The 20,761-nt window shown below is 58.1% G+C and carries 18 protein-coding genes and 1 pseudogene; 8 read left to right on the top strand and 11 right to left on the bottom strand.

Annotation, left to right across the window (positions count from 1 at the left end):
- Positions 1–116: 116 nt before the first annotated feature.
- Together QMK47_RS12095 and QMK47_RS12090 are read right to left on the bottom strand one after the other, a co-directional pair.
- Positions 117–602 carry an ATP-binding protein gene (locus QMK47_RS12095; RefSeq protein ID WP_320390260.1) on the bottom strand — a complete coding sequence of 162 codons (486 nt, stop codon included), beginning with the start codon at positions 600–602 and terminating at the stop codon, positions 117–119.
- Between the two features lie 70 nt (positions 603–672).
- Entirely contained in the window at positions 673–1,449 is a 777-nt protein-coding gene (locus QMK47_RS12090) for an EAL domain-containing protein (protein ID WP_253473564.1), read from the bottom strand.
- Positions 1,450–1,647: 198 nt separating this feature from the next.
- Between QMK47_RS12090 and QMK47_RS12085 the strand changes: the two genes are divergently transcribed.
- The gene (locus tag QMK47_RS12085) at positions 1,648–2,385 is read left to right on the top strand and encodes an NAD(P)-dependent oxidoreductase (RefSeq protein ID WP_320390259.1); all 738 of its coding nucleotides are present in this window, start codon (positions 1,648–1,650) and stop codon (positions 2,383–2,385) included.
- Positions 2,386–2,600: 215 nt separating this feature from the next.
- Here QMK47_RS12085 and QMK47_RS12080 read toward each other — a convergent pair whose 3' ends face one another.
- Positions 2,601–4,253 carry a RopAA-2 gene (locus tag QMK47_RS12080; protein ID WP_253473558.1) on the bottom strand — a complete coding sequence of 551 codons (1,653 nt, stop codon included), beginning with the start codon at positions 4,251–4,253 and terminating at the stop codon, positions 2,601–2,603.
- A gap of 343 nt (positions 4,254–4,596) precedes the next feature.
- On the opposite strand from QMK47_RS12080, the gene lgt reads away from it, so the two are divergent.
- Entirely contained in the window at positions 4,597–5,403 is an 807-nt protein-coding gene (lgt, locus tag QMK47_RS12075) for a prolipoprotein diacylglyceryl transferase (protein ID WP_320390258.1), read from the top strand.
- Between the two features lie 49 nt (positions 5,404–5,452).
- A pseudogene (locus tag QMK47_RS12070) lies at positions 5,453–5,551 on the top strand (thymidylate synthase); the annotation flags it as partial.
- Positions 5,552–5,555: 4 nt separating this feature from the next.
- On the opposite strand, the gene QMK47_RS12065 reads toward QMK47_RS12070, so the two are convergent.
- Together QMK47_RS12065 and QMK47_RS12060 are read right to left on the bottom strand one after the other, a co-directional pair.
- Positions 5,556–6,353, bottom strand: a complete 798-nt coding sequence (locus tag QMK47_RS12065; protein WP_320390257.1) for an alpha/beta hydrolase — start codon at positions 6,351–6,353, stop codon at positions 5,556–5,558.
- 357 nt (positions 6,354–6,710) lie between these two features.
- Positions 6,711–7,973 (bottom strand): SAM-dependent methyltransferase, encoded by a 1,263-nt coding sequence (locus tag QMK47_RS12060; protein WP_320390256.1) that lies wholly within the window; start codon positions 7,971–7,973, stop codon positions 6,711–6,713.
- Between the two features lie 317 nt (positions 7,974–8,290).
- Between QMK47_RS12060 and QMK47_RS12055 the strand changes: the two genes are divergently transcribed.
- The 5 genes from QMK47_RS12055 (at position 8,291) to QMK47_RS12035 (ending at position 13,711) form a co-directional block, all read left to right on the top strand.
- On the top strand, positions 8,291–8,575 hold the full coding sequence (locus QMK47_RS12055; RefSeq protein ID WP_320390255.1) for a hypothetical protein: 285 nt from the start codon (positions 8,291–8,293) through the stop codon (positions 8,573–8,575).
- Between the two features lie 129 nt (positions 8,576–8,704).
- Positions 8,705–10,822 carry a multicopper oxidase family protein gene (locus tag QMK47_RS12050; protein WP_320390254.1) on the top strand — a complete coding sequence of 706 codons (2,118 nt, stop codon included), beginning with the start codon at positions 8,705–8,707 and terminating at the stop codon, positions 10,820–10,822.
- Between the two features lie 22 nt (positions 10,823–10,844).
- On the top strand, positions 10,845–11,267 hold the full coding sequence (locus QMK47_RS12045) for a hypothetical protein (RefSeq protein ID WP_207281777.1): 423 nt from the start codon (positions 10,845–10,847) through the stop codon (positions 11,265–11,267).
- Between the two features lie 109 nt (positions 11,268–11,376).
- Entirely contained in the window at positions 11,377–12,912 is a 1,536-nt protein-coding gene (locus QMK47_RS12040) for a tyrosinase family protein (RefSeq protein WP_253473541.1), read from the top strand.
- 175 nt (positions 12,913–13,087) lie between these two features.
- On the top strand, positions 13,088–13,711 hold the full coding sequence (locus QMK47_RS12035) for a DUF2182 domain-containing protein (RefSeq protein ID WP_253473538.1): 624 nt from the start codon (positions 13,088–13,090) through the stop codon (positions 13,709–13,711).
- A gap of 395 nt (positions 13,712–14,106) precedes the next feature.
- Here QMK47_RS12035 and QMK47_RS12030 read toward each other — a convergent pair whose 3' ends face one another.
- The 6 genes from QMK47_RS12030 to QMK47_RS12005 all read right to left on the bottom strand — a co-directional run bounded on the left by QMK47_RS12030 (position 14,107) and on the right by QMK47_RS12005 (position 20,609).
- Positions 14,107–15,288: a hypothetical protein gene (locus tag QMK47_RS12030; RefSeq protein ID WP_024616674.1), complete on the bottom strand. Its 1,182-nt coding sequence runs from the start codon at positions 15,286–15,288 to the stop codon at positions 14,107–14,109.
- A gap of 166 nt (positions 15,289–15,454) precedes the next feature.
- Positions 15,455–16,693 (bottom strand): serine hydrolase domain-containing protein, encoded by a 1,239-nt coding sequence (locus tag QMK47_RS12025; protein ID WP_253473532.1) that lies wholly within the window; start codon positions 16,691–16,693, stop codon positions 15,455–15,457.
- Between the two features lie 6 nt (positions 16,694–16,699).
- A complete protein-coding gene (locus QMK47_RS12020) occupies positions 16,700–17,656 on the bottom strand; it encodes an ABC transporter ATP-binding protein (RefSeq protein ID WP_253473529.1) in 957 nt (318 codons plus the stop codon).
- A gap of 24 nt (positions 17,657–17,680) precedes the next feature.
- Positions 17,681–18,712, bottom strand: a complete 1,032-nt coding sequence (locus tag QMK47_RS12015; RefSeq protein ID WP_214509193.1) for an ABC transporter ATP-binding protein — start codon at positions 18,710–18,712, stop codon at positions 17,681–17,683.
- Positions 18,712–19,596, bottom strand: coding sequence for an ABC transporter permease (locus QMK47_RS12010; protein ID WP_024616670.1), 885 nt, complete (start codon positions 19,594–19,596; stop codon positions 18,712–18,714). Before QMK47_RS12010 ends, QMK47_RS12015 begins: the two co-directional genes overlap by 1 nt.
- Positions 19,593–20,609, bottom strand: coding sequence for an ABC transporter permease (locus tag QMK47_RS12005; RefSeq protein ID WP_046061801.1), 1,017 nt, complete (start codon positions 20,607–20,609; stop codon positions 19,593–19,595). The genes QMK47_RS12010 and QMK47_RS12005 overlap by 4 nt, the downstream gene beginning before the upstream one ends.
- Positions 20,610–20,761: the final 152 nt, after the last annotated feature.

Below are 20,761 nucleotides of genomic sequence, written 5' to 3'. Positions count from 1 at the left end.
TCTTGGATAACTGGATGGCATCGTGAAGGACTCCTGCCGTAGCGAACCTATGAAGTCAATGCCCCGTATTTCGCGAGCCGCAAACCCACCTTTAATGCGCCGACGTTTTCAACGGATCACGTTCGGTGCATGACCACATCCAGCCCTTCCGCCTGGTCTGGTGCACGAAAGTAGCTCGTAATCAGATCGAATTCAGCATCACTGGCGGCGAAGTCATGCTCGGCACGCGCATTCCGGTGGTGCAGCCTTTGACGGCAGATGTCATCTTCCACTTCGATGTAGTGAACACGGTGAGGGACTTCCGCAGCGTCAGCCAGGCTGCGTAGCCAATGACGATCTGCTGGAGTGTTGGCAGGAAAATCGAGAACCACGGGAGTCCCCGTCGAGAGCATGTCGATGACCAGCGGCCCCAGGACATCCCGGATCCGGTGCGCATGCAGGATGTAGTCCGCTACCGATTTGATCTGATCAGGGTAGAGCCTTGAAAGCCAGTGATCTTCGCTCAACAAAATGGCCGAATGCTCAGCCTTTAACGATCGGGCCAGCGTGGATTTTCCCGAAGCAATTTTACCGCACAAGAGGTGAAGTACAGGTCTGGGCATGGGACGTGTCCTTATGTCGAGGCCCGATAATGGCCCATCGAATATCGTGGACGCAAAGGGATTGGACACATCAACCCAAGTCAAAGCACCCGACCGGGAGATGACCGACCTCGGGCCTTGCATACAAATATCCCTGCATCAGCTCGATCCCCATGCCTAGAAGCGTCGAGCTTTCTTCACGGGTCTCGACACCTTCGGCGATGACCAGGATATCCAAGCGCCTGGCGACCAGGATGATGCCTTCGACGATCGCTTGTTTGACCGAGTCTTGATCGATGCCTCGGGTCAGTGCCATGTCAATCTTCAGCACCTGCGGCTGGAACATGGCCAGCAGGTTAAGGCCCGAATAGCCCGCGCCAAAATCGTCGACGGCAGTAATGAAACCCTGGCGCTCGTACTCCACGAAAATCGATTTGAGGTGCTCGGGGTCTACCACCTTCTCGCCTTCGGTCACTTCGAACATGAGCCTTTCTGGCGGAAAGTGGGTCAGGCGCGCCGCTTCCAGGGTGGCCCGGATACACGTCTCTGGCCGGTATACGGCGTTGGGCAGGAAGTTAATGCTCAGCAAGCAATCGGGAATCTCCAGCAGACCCAGCCTTGCGGCTTCCTCAATGGCTTTTACTCGGCAAGCCTGGTCGAATCGGTAGCGGTTGCTGTCGTTCACGAGCCCCAGGATGTAGCCAGCCGATTCGCCATTGACACCTCTGACCAACGCCTCATAAGCAAACGCAGCGTGTGTCCGGACGTTGAAAACAGGCTGGAAGGCCATGGTGAAATCAAACCCCAACGCCTCGTGATTGCGGCATTCGGCGCAGCCAAGCGATTGGAACGGAGGGCGTTTCGTCATGATCAATATTCCGTGGCGGTCGTGATACATTCCTGTGGTTACAAGGAACTGTAGCCGACACCACCTGAGTCGGTGCGGGCCGAAGTTTCTGAAGTGCTATCGGCCGGCCCCCCACCGCCCACCTTGATCGGTGCGACATGTATCAGGCACTGCTGATCCCAAATGCTCAATGCAGCTTAACGGTAAGGACACATACACATGAGCGTGCGAAAAATTCTAGTCACAGGTGCGGCGGGTCGGATTGGCACTGCCTTTTGGACAGCGCAAGCCGATAGATTGGATTTGCGTCTAGCTGATATAGATGTACAGAAATTTCCGCAATCCGCACAAAGTTTCTCTCTTGATGTCAGGGATCAGTCAAGCTGCCTTGAGGCCTGCGACGGCATCGATACCGTGATTCATCTAGCTGCCGACCCGAGTCCAGACGCTAACTTCATGACTTCCCTCCTGCCTGTAAATATTGTTGGCACCTACAACATGCTGTTCGCCGCGAAGGCACAAGGTTGCAGGCGGTTCATATTTGCGAGCAGTGCCCAAGCCATTGAGGGTTACCCGATGGACGTCCAGGTACATGAACATATGTCGCCCCGGCCAGGAAATCTTTATGGGGTCAGCAAAGCATTTGGGGAGGCTCTCGCATCGATGTATGCAAACGATGGTCAAATGACAACCATTGCAGTCCGCATTGCAAACGTAGCCGAGTTTCAGCATGGAGAGACTCACAGCCACAGAGATGTAGCTGCGTTTATCAGCGAGAGGGATGTCGTAGCGTTACTTAGAAGTTGCGTGGATGCAGAGCTGAACGGGTTCCATGTGGTTCATGGCGTATCAGACAATAGATACAAGCGCCTTTCCATTGATAAGACCCGAGAAGTTGTTGGTTACGCCCCCATCGACGACGGATTCGAGATTTTAGAGGGGCGTGCCCTCCCCTGATTGATTGGCTGGCTGAAAAGCACAAAAGCCTCAAAGCGGGATGATCTCAACACTCGCGGTCATGCCTGCGGCGAATTCAACGCCTGCTAAAATAACCCGTGATCCAGAAGCTCGCCGCGTCGAGGACAGCAACCGTTGTCGAACCGGCCGTCGCATACAACGATCGTCGCCAGCCACATACTTTTCAATGACGTTTCTCTCGACGAGAAAGGCTGCTACACGATATCGCCATCATCCTGAGCAGGCGGACGCGCGGGTGCTGAGGACGATGCTTGGACCTGCGTAGCTGCGAGCGGCTGCATAGGCACGCCCTGACCATGAACGGCTTGGCTTTGTGAGGTAGCCGCGGCGCGTTGCCTCAGGGCACCCACACTTTTGTCCCAGGCCGATTGGGAGGTGGTGCCAATGGCGCTGGCAACGCCAATGACTCCATCCCCTACCGCTTGGGCTGCACTTTTTGTGTGGTGGGTCGCTGAAACAGCTGTCTCCTTGGCAAATCTGGCGCCGCTGAGCGATGTCTTGACTGCAAGCTCACCTCCCTTGACTGCCACCCTGCCAGCGGCATCTGCGCCCCCTTCTACTGCTTTTGGTACATGGGCATCGACAGCAGCGACGGCTTTTTTCGGCAATGATCCACCTAGCGAGGCGCCAGCTGCCCACAGCCCGAAAGCCAGGGTACCCAATACGTTTTTTACACCCTCCGAGGCTGCGGTAGCCGCCATTTTTCCCAGCTCCTTCGACTTGGCCAAGTTGGCTGTGGCGGCTGTACCCGCGCCCATGGCAGAAAAACCGCCAATCAACAGGCCATTTCCCAAGACACTGACCGGGTCTGCTATCTCTTTCAAGGCTTCGCCGCTGATGACCGCATTCAGAGCCGTAGCCGCGCCTTCACCCAGCCGCGCGGAGACCATCTTGACCAGGGCAGTGGCATCGAGATCCTTTAACGTCCTGAAGTCATCCAGCCATTCGGTATCTTGATCGATAGGCTTATGAGCCTGCCCTTGCGGCACAGCATCGCGACGACCATAGAGCATCGCAGGGTCAGCTAAATGGTTAGTGCGATCGCGGCTCACATTGTAATGCTCGATTGCCATGCCCACGATGATAGCCGTGACCGGTCGTAGCGCAGGCTGCAGGACTGCATCCAGGTGCTCTTTGCCAGCAGCCGTCATGGCAAGCGTTGACGCGTACATTGCCGTATTACGTACGGCAAACCCGGTAAGCCACTTATTGGCTTCGTCAAAAGCATTACGCAATGGACCTTTGTCCAACGCCAGCAGCTTTTCCGCCACTGATGCTTGAAGCGCCGGGTGCAGCGTATTGCTCTCGGGCTTAAGGTAATAACCAGGCTTGAAGCCTGCAATCATCTTGTTACCGCCAGCATCCGCCATACCGGCATACAAGCACGCCATGGCGTTCTCTATAGCCGCTTCGCGTACGGTATTGGCATGCTTGCCCGCTACCTGGAGGATGGACGGCTGGAAATTTCCTGCCTCGGTAAGCGCCGCAAAGGGCGTCCCCCCCATCCCTGACTTTATTGACGCAAACAATCTGTCAGCCCTGGCTGCGTTTTTTTCCGCTTTCTCCATGTCATGGACGTTATAGCCCCCTGCCTCCAACCGTTGAGCACGGTCATCGCGAATGGCGCTCAGCTCCGTGTTGCGGGTGCTTGAAGCGGGGGCAGCGGGTTGATCGGAGCCCGCTTCTGTTTCAAGGTGAGCCTCGAAATGGTTTTGAAGCCGCGTGCTCATCGCTAACCCGATAGCGCCGAGGTCAGGAGAGTGAGAGGCCTGTTGCGTTACTTCCTGCTGTATCTCATCAGGTACACGAGTCAGCTCGCGGCTTGCACGTACATTAGGCGTATCCATGGCATGTCCTCTTAGTGATCGGCAGCTGGAAGAATGCAAATGACCCCGGTATGAGCGGCGACATCCTTACACCTGAGTGACCGTGCCGAGAGAAGCGTTCCAAAGGATGTGATAAAAATGAACACCAAGCGGCTACTGGATAACACGCGCACTCGCCGTGCGTACCAAAATGACCTGGAAGACTTTTGAAAGCTGTCGCGCGCCCCCTGACCTGGCACCCCCAAACGAGGAACAGGATCTTGCGCGCAAACTCGCAGCGGGCCGGTGCGTCAGTGAGTCGTTACAAGCCTTCCAGCGTAAGCGTTCCGAGCAGGCTACGAAGCCGGACTAACGAGGAGTCGCAATGCTGCATTACCCGCAGATTGACCCGGTGGCCCTGGTCATTGGCCCACTGAAAATCCACTGGTACGGCCTGATGTACCTGGTCGGTATCGGTGGTGCCTGGCTGCTGGCGTCGTGCCGAATGAACCGTTTCGACCCGACCTGGACCAAGGAGAAACTCTCCGACATGGTCTTCTGGATGTCGATGGGGGTTATTCTCGGCGGTCGACTGGGTTATGTGTTGTTCTACGATTTGCATACCTATCTGGCCAACCCGACCCTGATCCTCGAAGTGTGGAAAAGAGGTATGTCGTTCCACGGCGGCTTTATCGGGGTCATGCTGGCGGCCTGGTGGTTCGGCAAGCGCAACGGCAAGTCGTTCTTCGAGCTGATGGACTTCATCGCGCCAATGGTGCCGATTGGCCTGGGTGCCGGGCGTATTGGCAACTTCATCAATGCCGAGCTGTGGGGCAAGGCGACTGACGTGCCTTGGGCGATGGTTTTCCCAACCGATGAGTTGCAACTGGCGCGTCACCCGTCGCAGCTGTATCAGTTCGCGCTGGAAGGCGTCGCGCTGTTCGCTATCCTCTGGCTATTCTCGCGCAAACCGCGGCCGACCATGGCGGTGTCCGGGATGTTCGCGTTGTTCTACGGAATCTTCCGCTTCATCGTCGAGTTCGTCCGGGTACCCGACGCCCAGCTCGGCTATCTGGCGTGGAACTGGCTGACCATGGGTCAGGTACTGTGCCTGCCGATGATCATCGGCGGTCTGATCTTGATCTGGCTGGCGTATAACCGCGCTCCGGCGGGTAAAAGCGCCGCGCTTTAAATTCGAATGACAGGGCTCGCGCCCTGCATTCAAAGGGCCCAGGTAACTCATGAAGCAATATCTCGAGCGGGTCGCCCACATCATCAAGAACGGCACCAAGCAGGCCAACCGCTCTGGCGTGAACACCATCAGTTTTCCCGGCGCCATTCAGGTCAACCGGTGTTGCGCTTCAGGAAACCCTCGATAACGGTTGCGAAATAAGGCGGGCACTCCTGCATCGGGTAGTGACCGCAGTTGGGGATAACGTGCAGTTCTGCGTTCGGATGCCACGCCAGAAAGGTGCGCGCCATAGCCGCAGAATCAAGCCCGGGATCCTTGTCGCCGACAATAACCAGATACGGTGTTTCAAGGCCTCGAACGTCATCAACAAAATTTGCTGTGATCAGCATTTCGAGGTAACTCGCCCGGCAGGCAGGTGAGACCGTGTCGCGGCTTTGTTGGACCTTGAGATCAACCCCCCCTTCGGAGAGACCTCCGGTCACGAATTTGAACAGACGCCGAAGGGCCTCGTCGTCTTCTATCGTGCTGGCAAAGAACGCCAGGGCTTCTGGACTCAACCGATTGCCAGCGGCAGAAACGGGACACACCGCTATCGCGCTCGCGACGCGAGACGGAGCGTCCGCCGCAAGACGTTGCGTGATCATCCCGGTCATCGAATGGCCGACCACATGGAAGCGCGTCCAACCGAGCTGGTCGGCGAGCATGAGGCAATCGGAGGAAATCTCCTCTACCGTAAATTCGCCAGCCAATTCAATGGATTGCCCGTAGCCACGAACATCAACGAAAACATAGGTAAACGCGTGGCCGTCAAGACAGGGCATGACGGCGTCGTAGCTGGAGTGGTCGCCCAGCCAGTCATGCATGACCAGCACGTGAGTGGGGCCATTGCCGTACCGCACATACCCTAAGCTGGTGTCAGCTCCGAAGCTGATTTCAACGGGTGCTTTCATGTCATGGTTCCTTTGTGGTTGGGGGAACCAAAACGAAAACGCCCTCCCGGCGAACCGGGAGGGCGTTTTGAAAGAGAAGCAACCGTATCAATCTCCTGGATCAGGGTCAATAGGCGAGCGCGTCGACAGGCTTATGGCCGAAATGCCGGCATCAAACGCCGCCCCGTCACCGCATTGCCCCTTGGTTGAACGATCTCTTCTGGCCGTTTTCTGTCTGACGCGAATGCTGGTTTTGACCGAACTCAGCGGGTCATTTCTGGAAGCTCCGGTGCGGCAAATGACGGCGTTCGGTATAGCGCCTGGTCGTGCCCGGGCTCGAATGTGCAGATGATGCTCGCATTTCGCTTTTCGGCCAGCTCATACGGTTGCCCGAATCATGCGGAACACTTCGTTCAAACGCAGGCCGTCGCTGCGACCGGACAAATAGCGTTCGCTCAGCGACTGCGGTCCGAAATGCTCAATCTGCCGGAAGCCGAACTGGTGCAAGAGATGTTCAAGCATCTCGGGGTCGAAATGGCTCTGAAGGGGTTCGCCCTGCGCCGCCAATCCCGCCGCCATCATCTCCAGGCTGGTGCGCTCGCTCAGCGTGAGCAGCTCAGGTTTCATCAAGTAGTCGAACACGATACCGCTGCCCGGCGCGCAGGAGGCAACATAACGCAAGGTATGCAGAACGACATCCGCAGTCAGGTACATGCTCACCCCCAGCCAGCAGAAGATGACCGGCAGATCAGGATTGAAGCTGGATGCAAGCAACCCTTGCTCCAAAGTTGTTTGATCGAAATCAATCGCGACATAGCGCAGGTGGGATGGCTCCTCGATGCCCGCCGTCCTCAGGCAGTCGCGTTTCCAGCGCTGCATGGACGGCAGGTCGACTTCGAACAGATGCGCATCCTGAGGCGAACCGGTGCGGTAGGCGAAGGTATCGAGGCCGGCGCCCAAGATTACGTACTGGCGCACTCCCTGACGCTGCGCTTGTAACCAACTGTCCTCAGCCAGCCGGCTGCGCACCGCCATAGCGGCACGCATTACGTTGGAAACCGGATTGCTGTGGCGATCAGGATCGGCACGCATCTCGGCCTCCTGTGTCGGGCCCAGGATCGCCAAGGCCAGCGGGTCGTCCAGAATCAGCGGCATGTCGAGCAACTGGTGCGCGGCCCGCAGCGTGGCGGTCATGCGCGCACTCGGTTTTGGGATGTCGTCGCGGACTCCATTCGGGATGACGGACGGCCGATGCAGATGCATTAATGCCCGCTGCATGAAGACGGTCAGTCCGATATCGATATTTGCCGACAGTCCGGGTTCTTGAGCAAACGCACTGCGGACTTTTCCATCCAGCGCCGCGTTATCACCTGCATAGGAGGCGCGAAACAGCGCGGCCCAGCGACGCGCCAAATCCTGCACTGCAGTGTCGTGCGGCGTCGCGCCGGCGGCCATCTGCTGCGCGGCCTGCTCGATGAGCACTTCCCAGTCGCCGGCATGGTCCAGCATGCGCTGACGTACCTGACACAATTCGGTTGGTGACAGGTATCTGGCGAACAGGTCGGCGCGCTGTGCGATGTCGACGCCCTCCACCACTTGTGGATGATCGATGGCCGGTTGTGCGGGTTGATGCCTGTGCATGTCGATCCTTTCAAATGGACAGTTATGCGGCGCATTCTAAAGCCCCACCTCATATAGCTCTAAGGTTATTCCCGTTTCCCCAGGATCGGACAGGTCCCTATGAATGACCCCTACCGGCTCCCCCTCAGAAAATGCCTACGAAAATATCTTGCAGATAGAATAGCGCCGGCTATGCTCCCAGAGCTGACTTTCAGGATACTGGCTCCGAGCCACAAGACCTCCGATCTTGCCGTCCGGGCATCACAACGCTGATTAGCAGGAAGCTACACATCTGGCGACGCAAACGCGTTCGTCATGATGTTCCCCAGGAGGGAGCCATGTCCGCACCAGGACAGTACCTGTTTGCAATAGCGGCCCATGATCGCGTGGACTTGCTCGATATCAGTGCCCCTTACGAGCCATTCAATCGGATGGCTCGCAGAGGACCGCCGTACAACCCCGCCCTCCCTCGCGCCACCCAATCGCCGGGCCACCGCCCAGCCGCAGGTCGCACCTGCGACTCCTCCGGCATGGCTGCGAACAGCGCCAATGTGCTCAAGCGCAAAGATTCTTCCTGGGAAACATGCAGCCTCACCGCAGGATCGATGCCGGTTCCCATGTAAATCAGCTGATCAAAGGACACACGGCCGCCAAGGCTGTCGCACACATTCGCGCAATGGCGCAGGGAGAACAATATGACTTCGCTTCGTATAGTCCTGGCCGGGTTGTTGGTCTGTACAACCTCCCAGACAGTGTTTGCCGAACTCGCCGCCCAGCCGTTCCTGGCGCCGCCCAGGCTTGTTGAAAAAGGCGCGCCGGGCACGCTGAAGGCAACTGAGTCGACCCTCGCGAAAACAGATTGCAACCCGCAGGGCGACATTACCCGCGACGGACAAACCGTCGAACTCAACCTGCAAGTGCAGCAGCGCGAAAACTATATCTACAACCCGGGCAATCCCGACGGTGCCAAGGACAAGGTCAAGCTGCGTTCCTATGGCGGCTGCCTGTCGGGGCCGCTGATCGATGTGCAGCCAGGCAACACCTTGCGGGTCCACCTGGACAACCAGCTGGATAAAGACGATCCCAGCTGTCCGGGAGGGGGGGATCCGGCGAATGGCCAGCCGGGCTGCTTCAATACGATCAATCTGCATTATCACGGGATGCACGTTTCACCGTCGGGCAACAGCGACAACGTACTGTTGAACATCGCTCCACAAACCCAATTCGAATATGAAATCAACATCCCCACCGATCACCCTTCAGGCACCTTCTGGTACCACGCGCACAGGCATGGTTCCACTGCCCTGCAGGTCGCCAGCGGCGCTGCGGGCGCCCTGATCGTACGCGGTGACCGACCCTACACCGGCGGCAAGCCAGGAGACATCGACACCATTCTCAAAAACGCAGCCGGGCACCCCATCACCGAACAAGTCTTTCTGTTCCAGCAGATTCCCTATGCGTGTTTCGACGACAAGGGCGGCATCATCAAGCAAAAAGATGACACCTGGACGTGCCCCAGCGGCAAGACAGGTGTGGTAGAGAACTTCGATGCGCAACTCGCCTCGGCCACTGTCTGGGATGAAAGCGGTCGATTCACCAGCATCAACGGCGTGGTGCAACCGACCCTCCAGGGCATCGCCGCAGGAGAAATTCAACGCTGGCGCTTCATTCACGCAGGTATCCACGACACCATAAACCTGCAGATCGTGCCCATGAACCCGACCAGCCCCAAAGCCACGCTTGCGCTAAAGGGTGTACTCAGCGGCACACCGAAGGAGCAGGCCGCCGTGATCGCCGATCTATGCCCGGCGACCGTTCCGGGCACCAGTAAACCGGTCGAGCTCGTACCTCAGTTCGAGATCGCCGCCGACGGACTCACACGCACTGCAATTCGCCCCATCGGCGTCAACAAAAAGAGCGTGAGCGGCGGCATCGGCAGCAACTTCCTGCAACCGGGCTATCGCAGCGATGTGCTGCTGATGTTCCCCCGCGACGGCACCTACTGTGTACTGAATCAGGCAGCGACTCCCGCTGAACGCGCCAATGCAGGCCCCAACGGTGGCCCGGGCGGCCAGGGTCCGAACGAAACACAATTGCTGGCCACGGTCATCGTGTCGGGCGGCCAGGTTGTGACTGATGATCCGCAAAGCTACATCCTGCAAGCGCTGTACGACGCTAACAAAACGGATAAGTCGCTCCCTGCCGCAGCGCTGGAAGGGCTGCGAACCGGAGACCTGAACCCCTGGCGCGGGATGGATGACCTGAAGAACGCCGTGGTCAATGACGACATTCAGAAGGCCGACTTTTTTATTGGCAATCCGCCATTCCCGCCCTCGCCGCCCGCCAACGCGCCGCAGAAACCGGGAGACCCGTGGACCGGCCCGTTCGGCTTCTACATCAACTACAAGTCCTACGATCCGGACCGCATCGATTTCACCCGACAGGTCAATACGACAGACGATTGGGTTCTGACCTCCCAGGGCGAGCCTCATATCTTTCACATCCACGTCAACCCGTTCCAGGTGATGGACGTGCTCTACGCCAAGCCGGGCGAGAAGCCCAAAAGCATCTTCGGCCCCAACGGCGAGTGCCTGGTGCCAGCCGACGAACTGGGCCTACAGAATCAATATTGCGGGATGTGGCATGAGTTCAAGGACACCATCTTCGTGCAGAACGACTACCAGGTCCTGGTGCGCACGCACTACGACCGCTACATCGGTGAGTTCGTCATCCACTGCCACATCCTCGACCACGAAGACGGCGGCATGATGACCAATATCCAGATCGTGCCGGACATCACTGCTATCGGCGGTGGCATTGGCATGGCCGGTATGAAGCACACGGCACATCAACACTCGGACTCCAAGTAACCCTGATCAGGAGCTATCGGTAATGAGCAATCCCTTCGCAGGACAATGGACGTACAGAAGTTTTCTCAACAACCCCGCGTTGACTGACGGTGACCCGAAAAAACTGGAGGCGCTGTTGTTCGCCGAAGGTGTATGGACCGTAGAGGACACCGCCAACGAGACGTTCATCGGCGAACTCAGTTTCGGGGCAAACGCCGTCATGGATTTGAAGGGGGTCATCACCCATGGCCACGGTCGTCCAGACCATGTGCACATTGCGGGCAGCGGGCGTCCCGGGACCTCGACACAAGACTACTTCTACGATTATGACGGATCGCTGACGGAGCGTTGGCCCAACGGCGTGAGCCAGGTTCCGGCCATCACCGGGTCGGTCATCCGCATGAAACCTCACAATGGCGAACCCGCTGGACTGGTCGCCTCGTTCATCTGCGTCAAAAGTACCTAGGTACTGTTTGTCGGGATACTACCGGGCCGACAGGGATGTAGAGCAAGCAATGCTGGCGACCCAGGATCCGATCCACTGCAACGTTCGTTATTGACGACAAGGAGTCGGCATGACTACTACCTCCACCACAGCGCCTGTCGCCCAACCTACCTGGTACGGGCAGATCCGCGACATGTTCACCTCAGTAGACCAGGCGCACATGGCCAGGCAAGGCCTCGACCTGGCCAGCTACGACGCGGTGATGAAGCACGCAGGCGATATCTACCAACAAGTGGCGGGGGGCAATATGCCGCCAAACCGCCCCTGGCCCGCTGACTGGGTGGGTACCTTTCTCAACTGGATGAACAACGGCTACCCGAAAGGAGTCCCCGCTGCCAGCGCCAACGCAACGGACTTCGCTGCGCGGTCACTGTTCAGCGCAGACGCGTCCACCGCCAGGGTCCGCAAGGACATCACCACGCTGTCCAGCGCCGAGCTCGATCTGCTCAAACAGGCGTTTTCAGCCATTATGGCCATGGAGCCCACCGATCCCAACAGCTACTTCACGCAGGCCGCTTATCACTGGTTTCCGGCACCCAATACCTATTGCATGCATCACGTCCCGGGCTACAACCCTTGGCACCGAGCCTATCTGGTCAGCTTCGAGAACGCCCTGAGATCGGTCCCCGGCTGTGCGAACGTCACCCTGCCCTACTGGGATATCACCACGCCCTTCCCCGACGTGCTTAAAAGCCCGCCCTTCGACCAGTACACGTTGCAGCAAGCGGCCAGCTCCGATTATCCGGAAGGCTACGTCACCACACGTTTCCCCTACGACACGATCGCCCGGAACCTGCTGAGCAATGGGGTGACTGATGATGTGAACCGAGCCATGAGCAAAACTGACTGGGAGGACTTCCACGGCTATTGGTCCGGCGCCGCCCACAACACCATCATTGCCGCCCACGACAGTGGTCACAACTCAATTGGCACCACCATGCAGAACCAGGAAGTGGCGGCCTTCGACCCAGTGTTCTGGTTCTTCCATTGCAATTGGGACAGGCTGTTCTGGGAATGGCAGAAAAAAATGCTGGCCACCGATCTGCATGGATTGCTCACGACCATCAACGAAGTCACCGACCCCGTCAGTTATCAGATCTTCAACGATACGGCGCTGCAAACCCTGAACCCATTCACCAGCACCCCACTAGAGCTGAACACGCTGGCGATCATCGACTCGGTCGGTCAACTCGGCATTGACTATGCGCCCGCGGCGACAGGCTCGAACGTCGATTTCCTGCCGAAGACCCAGCGTACGCTCGCTGCGTCCAAACACTTCACGGTTGAAGCAGATCGAGTCAATGTGCGGGTCAGCGGTATCAATCGCCTGAAGATCCCCGGCAGCTTCTCGGTGCACTTGCAAAAAGACGGCAAGACCATCGCCTCCAGAGCATTGTTTCAACCGGTAGAGGTTCAAAGCTGCGCCAATTGCGTGGCCAATGCCATGACCCAATTCGATTTCGAGTTACCCATGGCGGCCGTGTTGGGCGGCAAGCTGAGCGTCTGGGTAGAGCCGGTGAACAAGGACTTCATCGGCGATCGGTTCCCGCAGAAGCTGATGGGCGATCCCGTCATTGATGTGCATCTATTGCTGCAAACTCAGTAGCGCTGCTGGACCAAGGGTGCCGGACTTCAGGCGTTGAAGTCCGGCTTCAGCCGTCGACGAACGCCAGATAGACATCAGCGTCGAGAACGACCTCATGCGCCCAGGCTCTGTTCTACGCCAATTTACCTACGACCCCTGGCCGGTGCTTTTGGCAATGGCGGGACTCGGCTTGGCCTTGTCCGTCTACAACGACATCACCACCAACGGACCTGCGTTTTGCGTCACTGTGGATGGGCTATCGATCTTCACGAGTTGGCCTGCCGCCCTGCAAGCGGAGCTGGCACTCAACCCACCCCAGCGAATCCTGGCCGGTTGGGCCTTGATGCTCCTGGCCATGATGCCGCCCCTCCTGGCGACGCCACTCATACACGTCTGGCGCTCCAGCCTGCCAAGCAGGCGAATACAAGCGTCAGTCGGCTTCCTGCTCGGTTACGGTGCCATGTGGATGGCCGCCGGCCCGCTCCTGATCGCCCTGGCGCTGTTGCTACAGATGGCTGCCGCAGAAAATGCCCTGGCCGTGGCGCTGCTGGTTGCGATGCTGTGGAGCGCGAGCCCGTGGCACCGCGCAGCCCTCAATCGTGGCCACCGAATGGGGCGGCTAAGTCTGTTCGGCTGGGCTGCCAACAGGGATTGCCTGATCCGAGGCCTGGCGCACGGCCTGTTTTGTATCGTTTCGTGCTGGGCCTGGATGGTCGTGCCGCTTGTCAGCGGGTCCTGGCACATTCCGATGATGTTGCTGGCGGGCGCGATCCTGCTGGCTGAACGGCTCATCGCAGCCAAAACGCCGCGCTGGGGCTGACCGTTTAAAACAAGGCTTCACGCATGCGATCCGCCTGGCCCCTCCCTTCCACCCTCATCGCATGCAGCCCGGGTCCGCACGCGCTGTTCGGCACAAAGGATGAGCCCGCACGACACAGTTCGTCAGATACAAATCCCAAACTATGTGCTCGCAGGCAAGTTTCAGGCAAAAAAAAGCCACTCATCTGAGTGGCTTTTTTCTGAATCTTGGAGCGGGAAGCGAGACTCGTATCGGGTGTCCGGCTCGTTGAATTCCAAGGGGTTTCTTTTATTGCTGGAGCAGCAAAAGATTTGACTCTGGAGTTGTTTTTGAAGGGCATCAAGGACCAGAGGTATGATTCCCAGCCCCGCCATTGGGTCTACGCGAACATCCGTAAGTTGCCCAAAAAATCCAAATCAGAAGTAATAGCCGATATTCATGTACAGCTGGTTTTCCCACTGATCACTACCACCAGCCCCCAGACTCTGGGTGAGGCTGCTGCCACCGATGACCGGATCATTCTTGCCGTACAACCATTCCGTGGCGATCCACAATTTGCTGAACGAGAACGAAGTGCCGAAAATCATCCGTTGCGAGGTCTTGAAGTCGTCTGCGGATTTATCGAAGGCGCTGTAGTTGGCGTACAGCTGCACACCGCTGATCTGATCGAACAGGTACTTGCCACCAACGTCGTAGCTCACATCCGCCACGTACAAGTTGCCGCGACTGGCGACGTTGTAAGTGGCGTCGTAACCGCCGAAAGTCACCAGTTCATCAGTGCCGGGGTTGCGCGGGGACATCTGCTGTCGCGCAGCTTGCAGTTGCACGCCCCATGGCCCGTTTTTACCGATGTAGTGCACCGCCACGGCATTGCGCCGGCCGTCGTTGTTGGTGTCGCGGTTCTCCAGGGACGAGGTCAGGCCAGAAATCCCGACTTCGGACTTCCACGGCCCCAAGTCCATCGCCTTGGCCACCCGCAGTACCACGGTGTTGCGTTCCTGGTTGTTGCTGCCGTCGATGACATAGCTGTCCGCTTCGGAGACAACGCTGGAGTAGGTTTCGCCCTTGCTGGTGCCTTTGCCCTGCGAGGCAGGGCGAACGTAGTAACCGGCCTGGATATTCCAGTCACCGCTTTGCTGGATGTACTTGGCGCCAAGTTCTTCCAGGTCTTCCAGTCCCACGACGTTGCCCAGGGTTTGATAGAACGTGCTGCCAAAATACGGCTGCAAACCAAACGGCACCTGGTTCAGACCGACCTGGATTTGTTGGTCAGGGTTGAACTTGTAGCCGATCCAGGCGAACTCGGCGAACTGGACGTCACCTACGTTTTCTGTGTACTGGTAAGGGTAGGCTCGTCCGTAGAAACGGTACTTGGCCTCGCCGATCCAAGTATCAGAGTTGTACTTGGCGGAGAGGATCACGGTATCGAAGTTGAACTTCTGGATGTCGCGATCCGGGTCATAGTCCCAACGCGCCCGGACCGCGCCACCAAGATTGAGATTGTCAGTGACCTGTACCGCCATCGCAGGCGTGGACAGCGCGTACGACAGCGCCAGCGGGATCAATGAGCGCAAGGCCCGGGTGGTGTTCAAGTTCATGGTCGCTCCGTCTTTAAGTTTTATTTTTGGCAACAACCATCCCGGCCACGGCAAAGCGCGGTCTGGATGAAATAGGTATGACCCGCCGAGACTGAGGCTGGAACAGCGTCCAGGTGCTAGCGGGCTAAACGGTGTTTGAGAAGCCGCAGTCGTTTAAACTTCGGCGTCAGTTGCGCTGAAGTTCTTCAACCACAGCGGCACAAGCACGGAAGGTGTCCAACGTCCATTCTGGATTGATAAAGTCAGGCCAACTGGAAAGTTTTACGATCGCCACTTCAGCAGCCGGATCCCAATAGATACTCTGACCAAATACTCCGCGCGCCGAGTAGGTGCCCTGTTCACTGTCCAATACCCAGCACTGATTGCTGTAAGCCGCAGTCGGAAAGCTCTTGGTGTAGTAGCCGTAGAGGACTTCGAAAGCGGGTGTGGAACCACGTCCGCATGCACGCACAAACGTCTCTGGGACGATCTGCTGGCAATTGAAATGTCCACCCTGCAAATACATCTGGGCAAAACGCCCGAGATCACGCAGCGTGGCGCTCATCCCGCCATCGGCCAATGCAGTTCCAACACAATCGAGGGTGATATTCGCGTCTTGCTCTGCCCCCAGTCTTGACCAGATCTCCCGACTCAATAAAACGGGGAGCCGCTCGCCGCAGGCCCGCTCACAGACCCAGGCCAACATGTCGGTGTCCACCGAGCGATACTCAAAGAACTGACCATGCTCACGGTCTTTACTCAGCGACTTCAACAAACCATAAATGCTGTCAGGAGACTCTCGCTCTCCCCGTTCACGCCAACCCGAGGCGATATCCAACTGGATGAATTCAGCATCCGGATCGGTGTAGTCCTCCCTGAATCTCACGCCCGTGCGCATATCCAGCAGATCCTGTACCCGGGCATCGCCATAGCCGCTTGCCGAAAGCTCGGGCACATAGTGGCTGACGTGCGCTTGGGGATCGATTCTGCCCTGGCCTATCAACCTGCCGACCAGGCTGCCGACGATGGTCTTGGATACCGATTGCAACAGATGCAACGTGTGCGGCTGCATACCATTGAAATACTGCTCGGAAACCACCTTGCCCTGATGAAGCACCAAGAAACCATCGGTGTAGCTATCGGTCAGGAAGGTCGCCAGATCGGTTTGCCTGCCGTCGATCCGCTGGAAATGTACGTCGTCCAGTGAACGCTCGTTGCGCTTGAGTTCGCTGACCGGCCCGGGACCACGATGAATAGCAGCCACCGGAAACAGCTGGCTCATGTGCTGGAACGACCAGCGGTTATAGGGTGGACTGTCCCAGTTGTGCTGACGGACTTGCTTTTCCCGGGGCGGCGGATAGCCCTGCATCAGCCTTAAATCCTGATAACCAATGCCAGGAGCGGTCATGTCATTTTTATTGTACATAGGGGTTCAGCTCTCATCGTTCAGAGGGTGGTGGCAAGAAAAACGGTGGCCATGATCCTGGGTCTCGGCTGGCACCTCTCGGCGACAACGCTCACTGACCCTCGGGCAACGGGGCGCGAAGTGGCACCCGGTAGGCCGGTTCAAGGGGCTGGGGATCTCGCCGCTGAGGATTTGCAACTGATCACGACGATCAGGATCGATGGAGGGCACTGAATTGAGCAGCGCACGGGTGTAGGGATGGCGCGGTCGACCGAACACCTGCCCCACAGTCCCGGCCTCGACGATGCGCCCCAAATACATCACCAGCACCTGCTGCGCCAGGTATTCGACCGTCGCAAGATCGTGGCTGATGAACAGGTAGCTCAGGCCATTATCGGTCTGCAGCGTCTTGAGCAATTGCAGCACTTGGGCCTGGACCGACACGTCGAGCGCCGCCGTAGGCTCATCGAGGATCAGCAGTCTTGACTCGAGCGCCAGGGCCCGGGCAATAGCGATACGCTGCAACTGGCCACCGGAGAATTCATGGGGATAGCGCTCCATGTGTTCCTCGCCCATCCCCACATTTCCCAACAGCGAGAGGATGCGCGCGCGCAAGGCGCTACCGCGCAAACCAAAGGCAACCTTCAGCGGCTCGGCAACAATCGCCTTGATTGTCATTTTCGGATTCAGCGAAGCGTAGGGATTCTGGAACACCATGCTCAAGCTTCTGCCCCGCGCCCTGGCATCAGTAGGCAGCGGCCGACCTTCGACCAGAATTTGCCCACTGTCAGCTGGCAGCAGACCGAGCAAGGTCGCGGCAACCGTACTTTTGCCACAACCGGACTCCCCCACCAGCGCGACCGTCTCACCGGCCTGCACCTCCAGGTTGATGTGGTCGATGGCGGTCACCAGGCCGTCGCGGCTGGCGTAGGTCTTGTGCAACTGAGTGACGCTCAGCAGTGCGGGCTGTTTGTTGTTATTCATAGCCGTTTACCTTTCAAAGAAGCCTCACACCTTGACCAACGTGTTGTGGCAAGCCGCCCAGTGTTCCTCGCCGATCTCCACCCTCGGCGCAGCCTGAACGCATCGCCCGGTGGCGCGCTCACAACGCGGGTTGAAGGCACACCCAGGCGGGGGAGCCGCCATGTTCGGCACCTGCCCAGGGATGAAGCCCAGGGGCTGAGCCCCCTGCCCCAACTTTGGCACGGTGCCCATCAGTTTCAGGGTGTAGGGGTGTGCTGGTCGCTTGAACACTTGGCCCACCGGACCGCTCTCCACCACTTCGCCGGCGTACATCACCGCTACTCGATCACAGAGCGAAGCCACTACCCCAAGGTTGTGGGTGATAAACAGAATCGCCAGGTCCTGCTCCTTCGCCAGCTTGCGCAGCAAGGCGATGATCTGCGCCTGCACCGTGACGTCCAGCGCGGTGGTCGGCTCATCAGCGATCAGCAGTTTCGGTCGACAGGCCAACGCCATGGCAATCACCACTCGCTGCAACTGGCCGCCAGACATCTGGTGCGGATACTTGGCTAGCGCCAGAAAAGGATCGGGCATGCTCACCGCTTCCAGCGAGCTCAGCGCCTCGGCGCGGATTTGCGTCTTGCTCAGTTGCCGATGGCAGCCGATGACATCGAACATCTGCCGGCCGACCGTGAAGAACGGGTTCAGCGCCTTCATCGGATTCTGGAAGATCATCGCCGCGCCACCGCCGCGCAAATCCGCTAACTGCGATGCCGACGCACCGTTGACCTGCTGTCCGGCGACCTTGACACTGCCGCCCAGCCGAGCGGCCTCAGGCATCAATCCAAGGCAGGACATGGCCGTCATGGACTTGCCCGAGCCCGACTCCCCGACCAATCCAAGTATCTCGCCGCGCCTCACCTTGAGGTCGATGCCCCGTACGGCCTTTACGGTCTTGAACAAACCTGGGAAGGACACCGTCAGCCCTTCCACTTCCAGCACCAACTCTTGAGCTGTGTCGTTATTCGAAGCGGCGAGATGTTCGGGAGTAGACGGTTGCAAGGATTCGTTGATCATCAGCGCGTCCCCTTCTTTGGATCGAGCACATCGCGCAGCCCGTCACCCACCAGGTTGACGGCCAGTACCAGGACAAAAATCGCGACGCCGGGGAACAGCACCGTCCAGGGATTCTCGAGCAATTGCGAGCGCGAAGCCGCGGCCATCAGCCCCCATTCGACCATGGGCGGCTTGGCCCCCAGCCCGATAAAGCTCAGCGAGGCAGCGGCCAGAATGGTGTAACCAAAGTCCATGGAGCCCTGCACGATCACAGGTGTGGTGGCATTGGGCAGTACATGGCGAAGCAAGATACGGAAATGACTGACACCCATGGAGCGAGCGGCATGGATATAGGTTTCTGAACGAACCCGTACTACCGCACCGCGCATGATCCTCGCGTACCAAGGGAACCAGGAGACGGCGAGCGCTAACATGGCGTTGGCCAATCCCGACCCCAGCGCAGCGGTGATAGCGATCGGCAACAACAGCGGTGGAAAGGCCAGGAACACGTCCGAGACACGCATCAGCAGCGTATCAATTCGACCACCGAAGTAACCGGAAACAAGCCCAATCGGAATTCCGATCAGCATCGCGATCAGCGTCACGCTCACTCCGATGATCAGCGAGGTGCGTGCGCCATAAAGCACCCGTGAAAGAATGTCGCGACCAAACTCGTCGGTGCCCATCCAGTGTGCCCAGTTGGGTGCCATTAATTTTTGGGAAAAGACAATTTTGTTGGGTTCATAAGGCGCAAGCCAGGGGGCGAAGATGGCCGCCAGGATGATCAGCAGCAATAACAGCGCGCCAAATACAAACAACTTGTTATCGCAGGCAAAAGCCAGGGCCTTGATGCGCCATGATGGGGCTCGCGAGGGCATGGACAGGGATACGTCTTGGATACTCATTGGACTCGCAGCCTCGGATCAACAAGGTGATACAAGAGATCAACAATCAGGTTGATCGACAGATACGTCGTGGCCAGCACCAGGGTGGCCCCCATCACAGCGGGGAAATCATTCTGGGCAATCGAAAACACCACGAAGCCGCCCAGGCCGGGCCAATCGAAAACGAACTCAACGACTACCGCACCGCCGAGCAAATAACCGAAGGTCAGGCCCACCACTGTCAGGAGCGGAATCATTGTCGCCTTCAGGGCATAGGCGTAATGGATACGCCACTTGGGTACACCGTAAGAAACCGCCGTACGGATGTACTCCTCGGAGAGCACCTCGACCATCATGTTGCGGGTGATCCGGGTGACAGTGGCCAAGGTCACGACCACCAGGGTGAGCACGGGCAGCGTCAGGTGTTTGATGGCGCTCCACAGTGCTACGAAATTGCCGGCCAGCAGCGTGTCGATCAGGTAAAAACCGGTCACTCGCTCAAAGGGGCTATCGAGAAGAATGGAAGCATCGATACGTCCTTGCAGGGGCAACCAATTGAGCTTGCCGTAGAACAGCAACTGCAACCCCATGGCCAAGATGAAAACGGGAAATGCCGTCCCGGCGATGGACCCCGCTCGTGCCACGTTGTCGACCACTGAGTTCTGCCGGGCCGCCGAGATGACGCCGATTGGCACCCCGAGCAGCACCACCCAGAACATTGCAAGGAATGTAAGTTCAAACGTCGCGCCTACCCGCCTGATGACCTCCTCCGCCACCGGCCGCCCGGTGCGCAAACTGGTGCCAAAATCACCCTGGAGAAGATCGCCGATGTAATTGAAGTATTGGATCGGCAGAGGTTTATCCAACCCCAGTTTTTCTCGCGCGACGGCAATCTGCTCCGCCGTGGGGTGGTTCCCCAGCATCATCTCTACCGGGGATCCGGGAAGAGCTCGGCTCAGAACGAAGGTGATGGTCAACACGCCCAGAAGAATGAAGAACATCACTATCAATCGCTGGGCTATATACTTCGCCATTTATACTACCTTTTGTGGCTAATAAACTTGGCCCTGACTTCTTACGCCCAGCACAAAGCCCTCAAAAGAAAATTAGCTCTTGAGGAGTAACCGGGCGAATCAACCGACTGTCGGTCTACAAGGTAAATCAGGCCTACACCTACAACTTCATC

Source organism: Pseudomonas sp. P9_35 (assembly GCF_034008205.1).
Taxonomy (GTDB): domain Bacteria; phylum Pseudomonadota; class Gammaproteobacteria; order Pseudomonadales; family Pseudomonadaceae; genus Aquipseudomonas; species Aquipseudomonas kilonensis.
Note: the sequence above shows the minus strand (reverse complement) of the source record. Positions and strands in the feature narration are given on the sequence as shown.

What these genes read in the sequence shown, in the direction of transcription:
- QMK47_RS12095 (WP_320390260.1), bottom strand. Translation starts at nt 602, where the DNA reads ATGCCCAGACCTGTACTTCACCTCTTGTGCGGTAAAATTGCTTCGGGA.
- QMK47_RS12090 (WP_253473564.1), bottom strand. Translation starts at nt 1,449, where the DNA reads ATGACGAAACGCCCTCCGTTCCAATCGCTTGGCTGCGCCGAATGCCGC.
- QMK47_RS12085 (WP_320390259.1), top strand. Translation starts at nt 1,648, where the DNA reads ATGAGCGTGCGAAAAATTCTAGTCACAGGTGCGGCGGGTCGGATTGGC.
- QMK47_RS12080 (WP_253473558.1), bottom strand. Translation starts at nt 4,253, where the DNA reads ATGGATACGCCTAATGTACGTGCAAGCCGCGAGCTGACTCGTGTACCT.
- lgt (WP_320390258.1), top strand. Translation starts at nt 4,597, where the DNA reads ATGCTGCATTACCCGCAGATTGACCCGGTGGCCCTGGTCATTGGCCCA.
- QMK47_RS12065 (WP_320390257.1), bottom strand. Translation starts at nt 6,353, where the DNA reads ATGAAAGCACCCGTTGAAATCAGCTTCGGAGCTGACACCAGCTTAGGG.
- QMK47_RS12060 (WP_320390256.1), bottom strand. Translation starts at nt 7,973, where the DNA reads ATGCACAGGCATCAACCCGCACAACCGGCCATCGATCATCCACAAGTG.
- QMK47_RS12055 (WP_320390255.1), top strand. Translation starts at nt 8,291, where the DNA reads ATGTCCGCACCAGGACAGTACCTGTTTGCAATAGCGGCCCATGATCGC.
- QMK47_RS12045 (WP_207281777.1), top strand. Translation starts at nt 10,845, where the DNA reads ATGAGCAATCCCTTCGCAGGACAATGGACGTACAGAAGTTTTCTCAAC.
- QMK47_RS12040 (WP_253473541.1), top strand. Translation starts at nt 11,377, where the DNA reads ATGACTACTACCTCCACCACAGCGCCTGTCGCCCAACCTACCTGGTAC.
- QMK47_RS12030 (WP_024616674.1), bottom strand. Translation starts at nt 15,288, where the DNA reads ATGAACTTGAACACCACCCGGGCCTTGCGCTCATTGATCCCGCTGGCG.
- QMK47_RS12025 (WP_253473532.1), bottom strand. Translation starts at nt 16,693, where the DNA reads ATGTACAATAAAAATGACATGACCGCTCCTGGCATTGGTTATCAGGAT.
- QMK47_RS12020 (WP_253473529.1), bottom strand. Translation starts at nt 17,656, where the DNA reads ATGAATAACAACAAACAGCCCGCACTGCTGAGCGTCACTCAGTTGCAC.
- QMK47_RS12015 (WP_214509193.1), bottom strand. Translation starts at nt 18,712, where the DNA reads ATGATCAACGAATCCTTGCAACCGTCTACTCCCGAACATCTCGCCGCT.
- QMK47_RS12010 (WP_024616670.1), bottom strand. Translation starts at nt 19,596, where the DNA reads ATGAGTATCCAAGACGTATCCCTGTCCATGCCCTCGCGAGCCCCATCA.
- QMK47_RS12005 (WP_046061801.1), bottom strand. Translation starts at nt 20,609, where the DNA reads ATGGCGAAGTATATAGCCCAGCGATTGATAGTGATGTTCTTCATTCTT.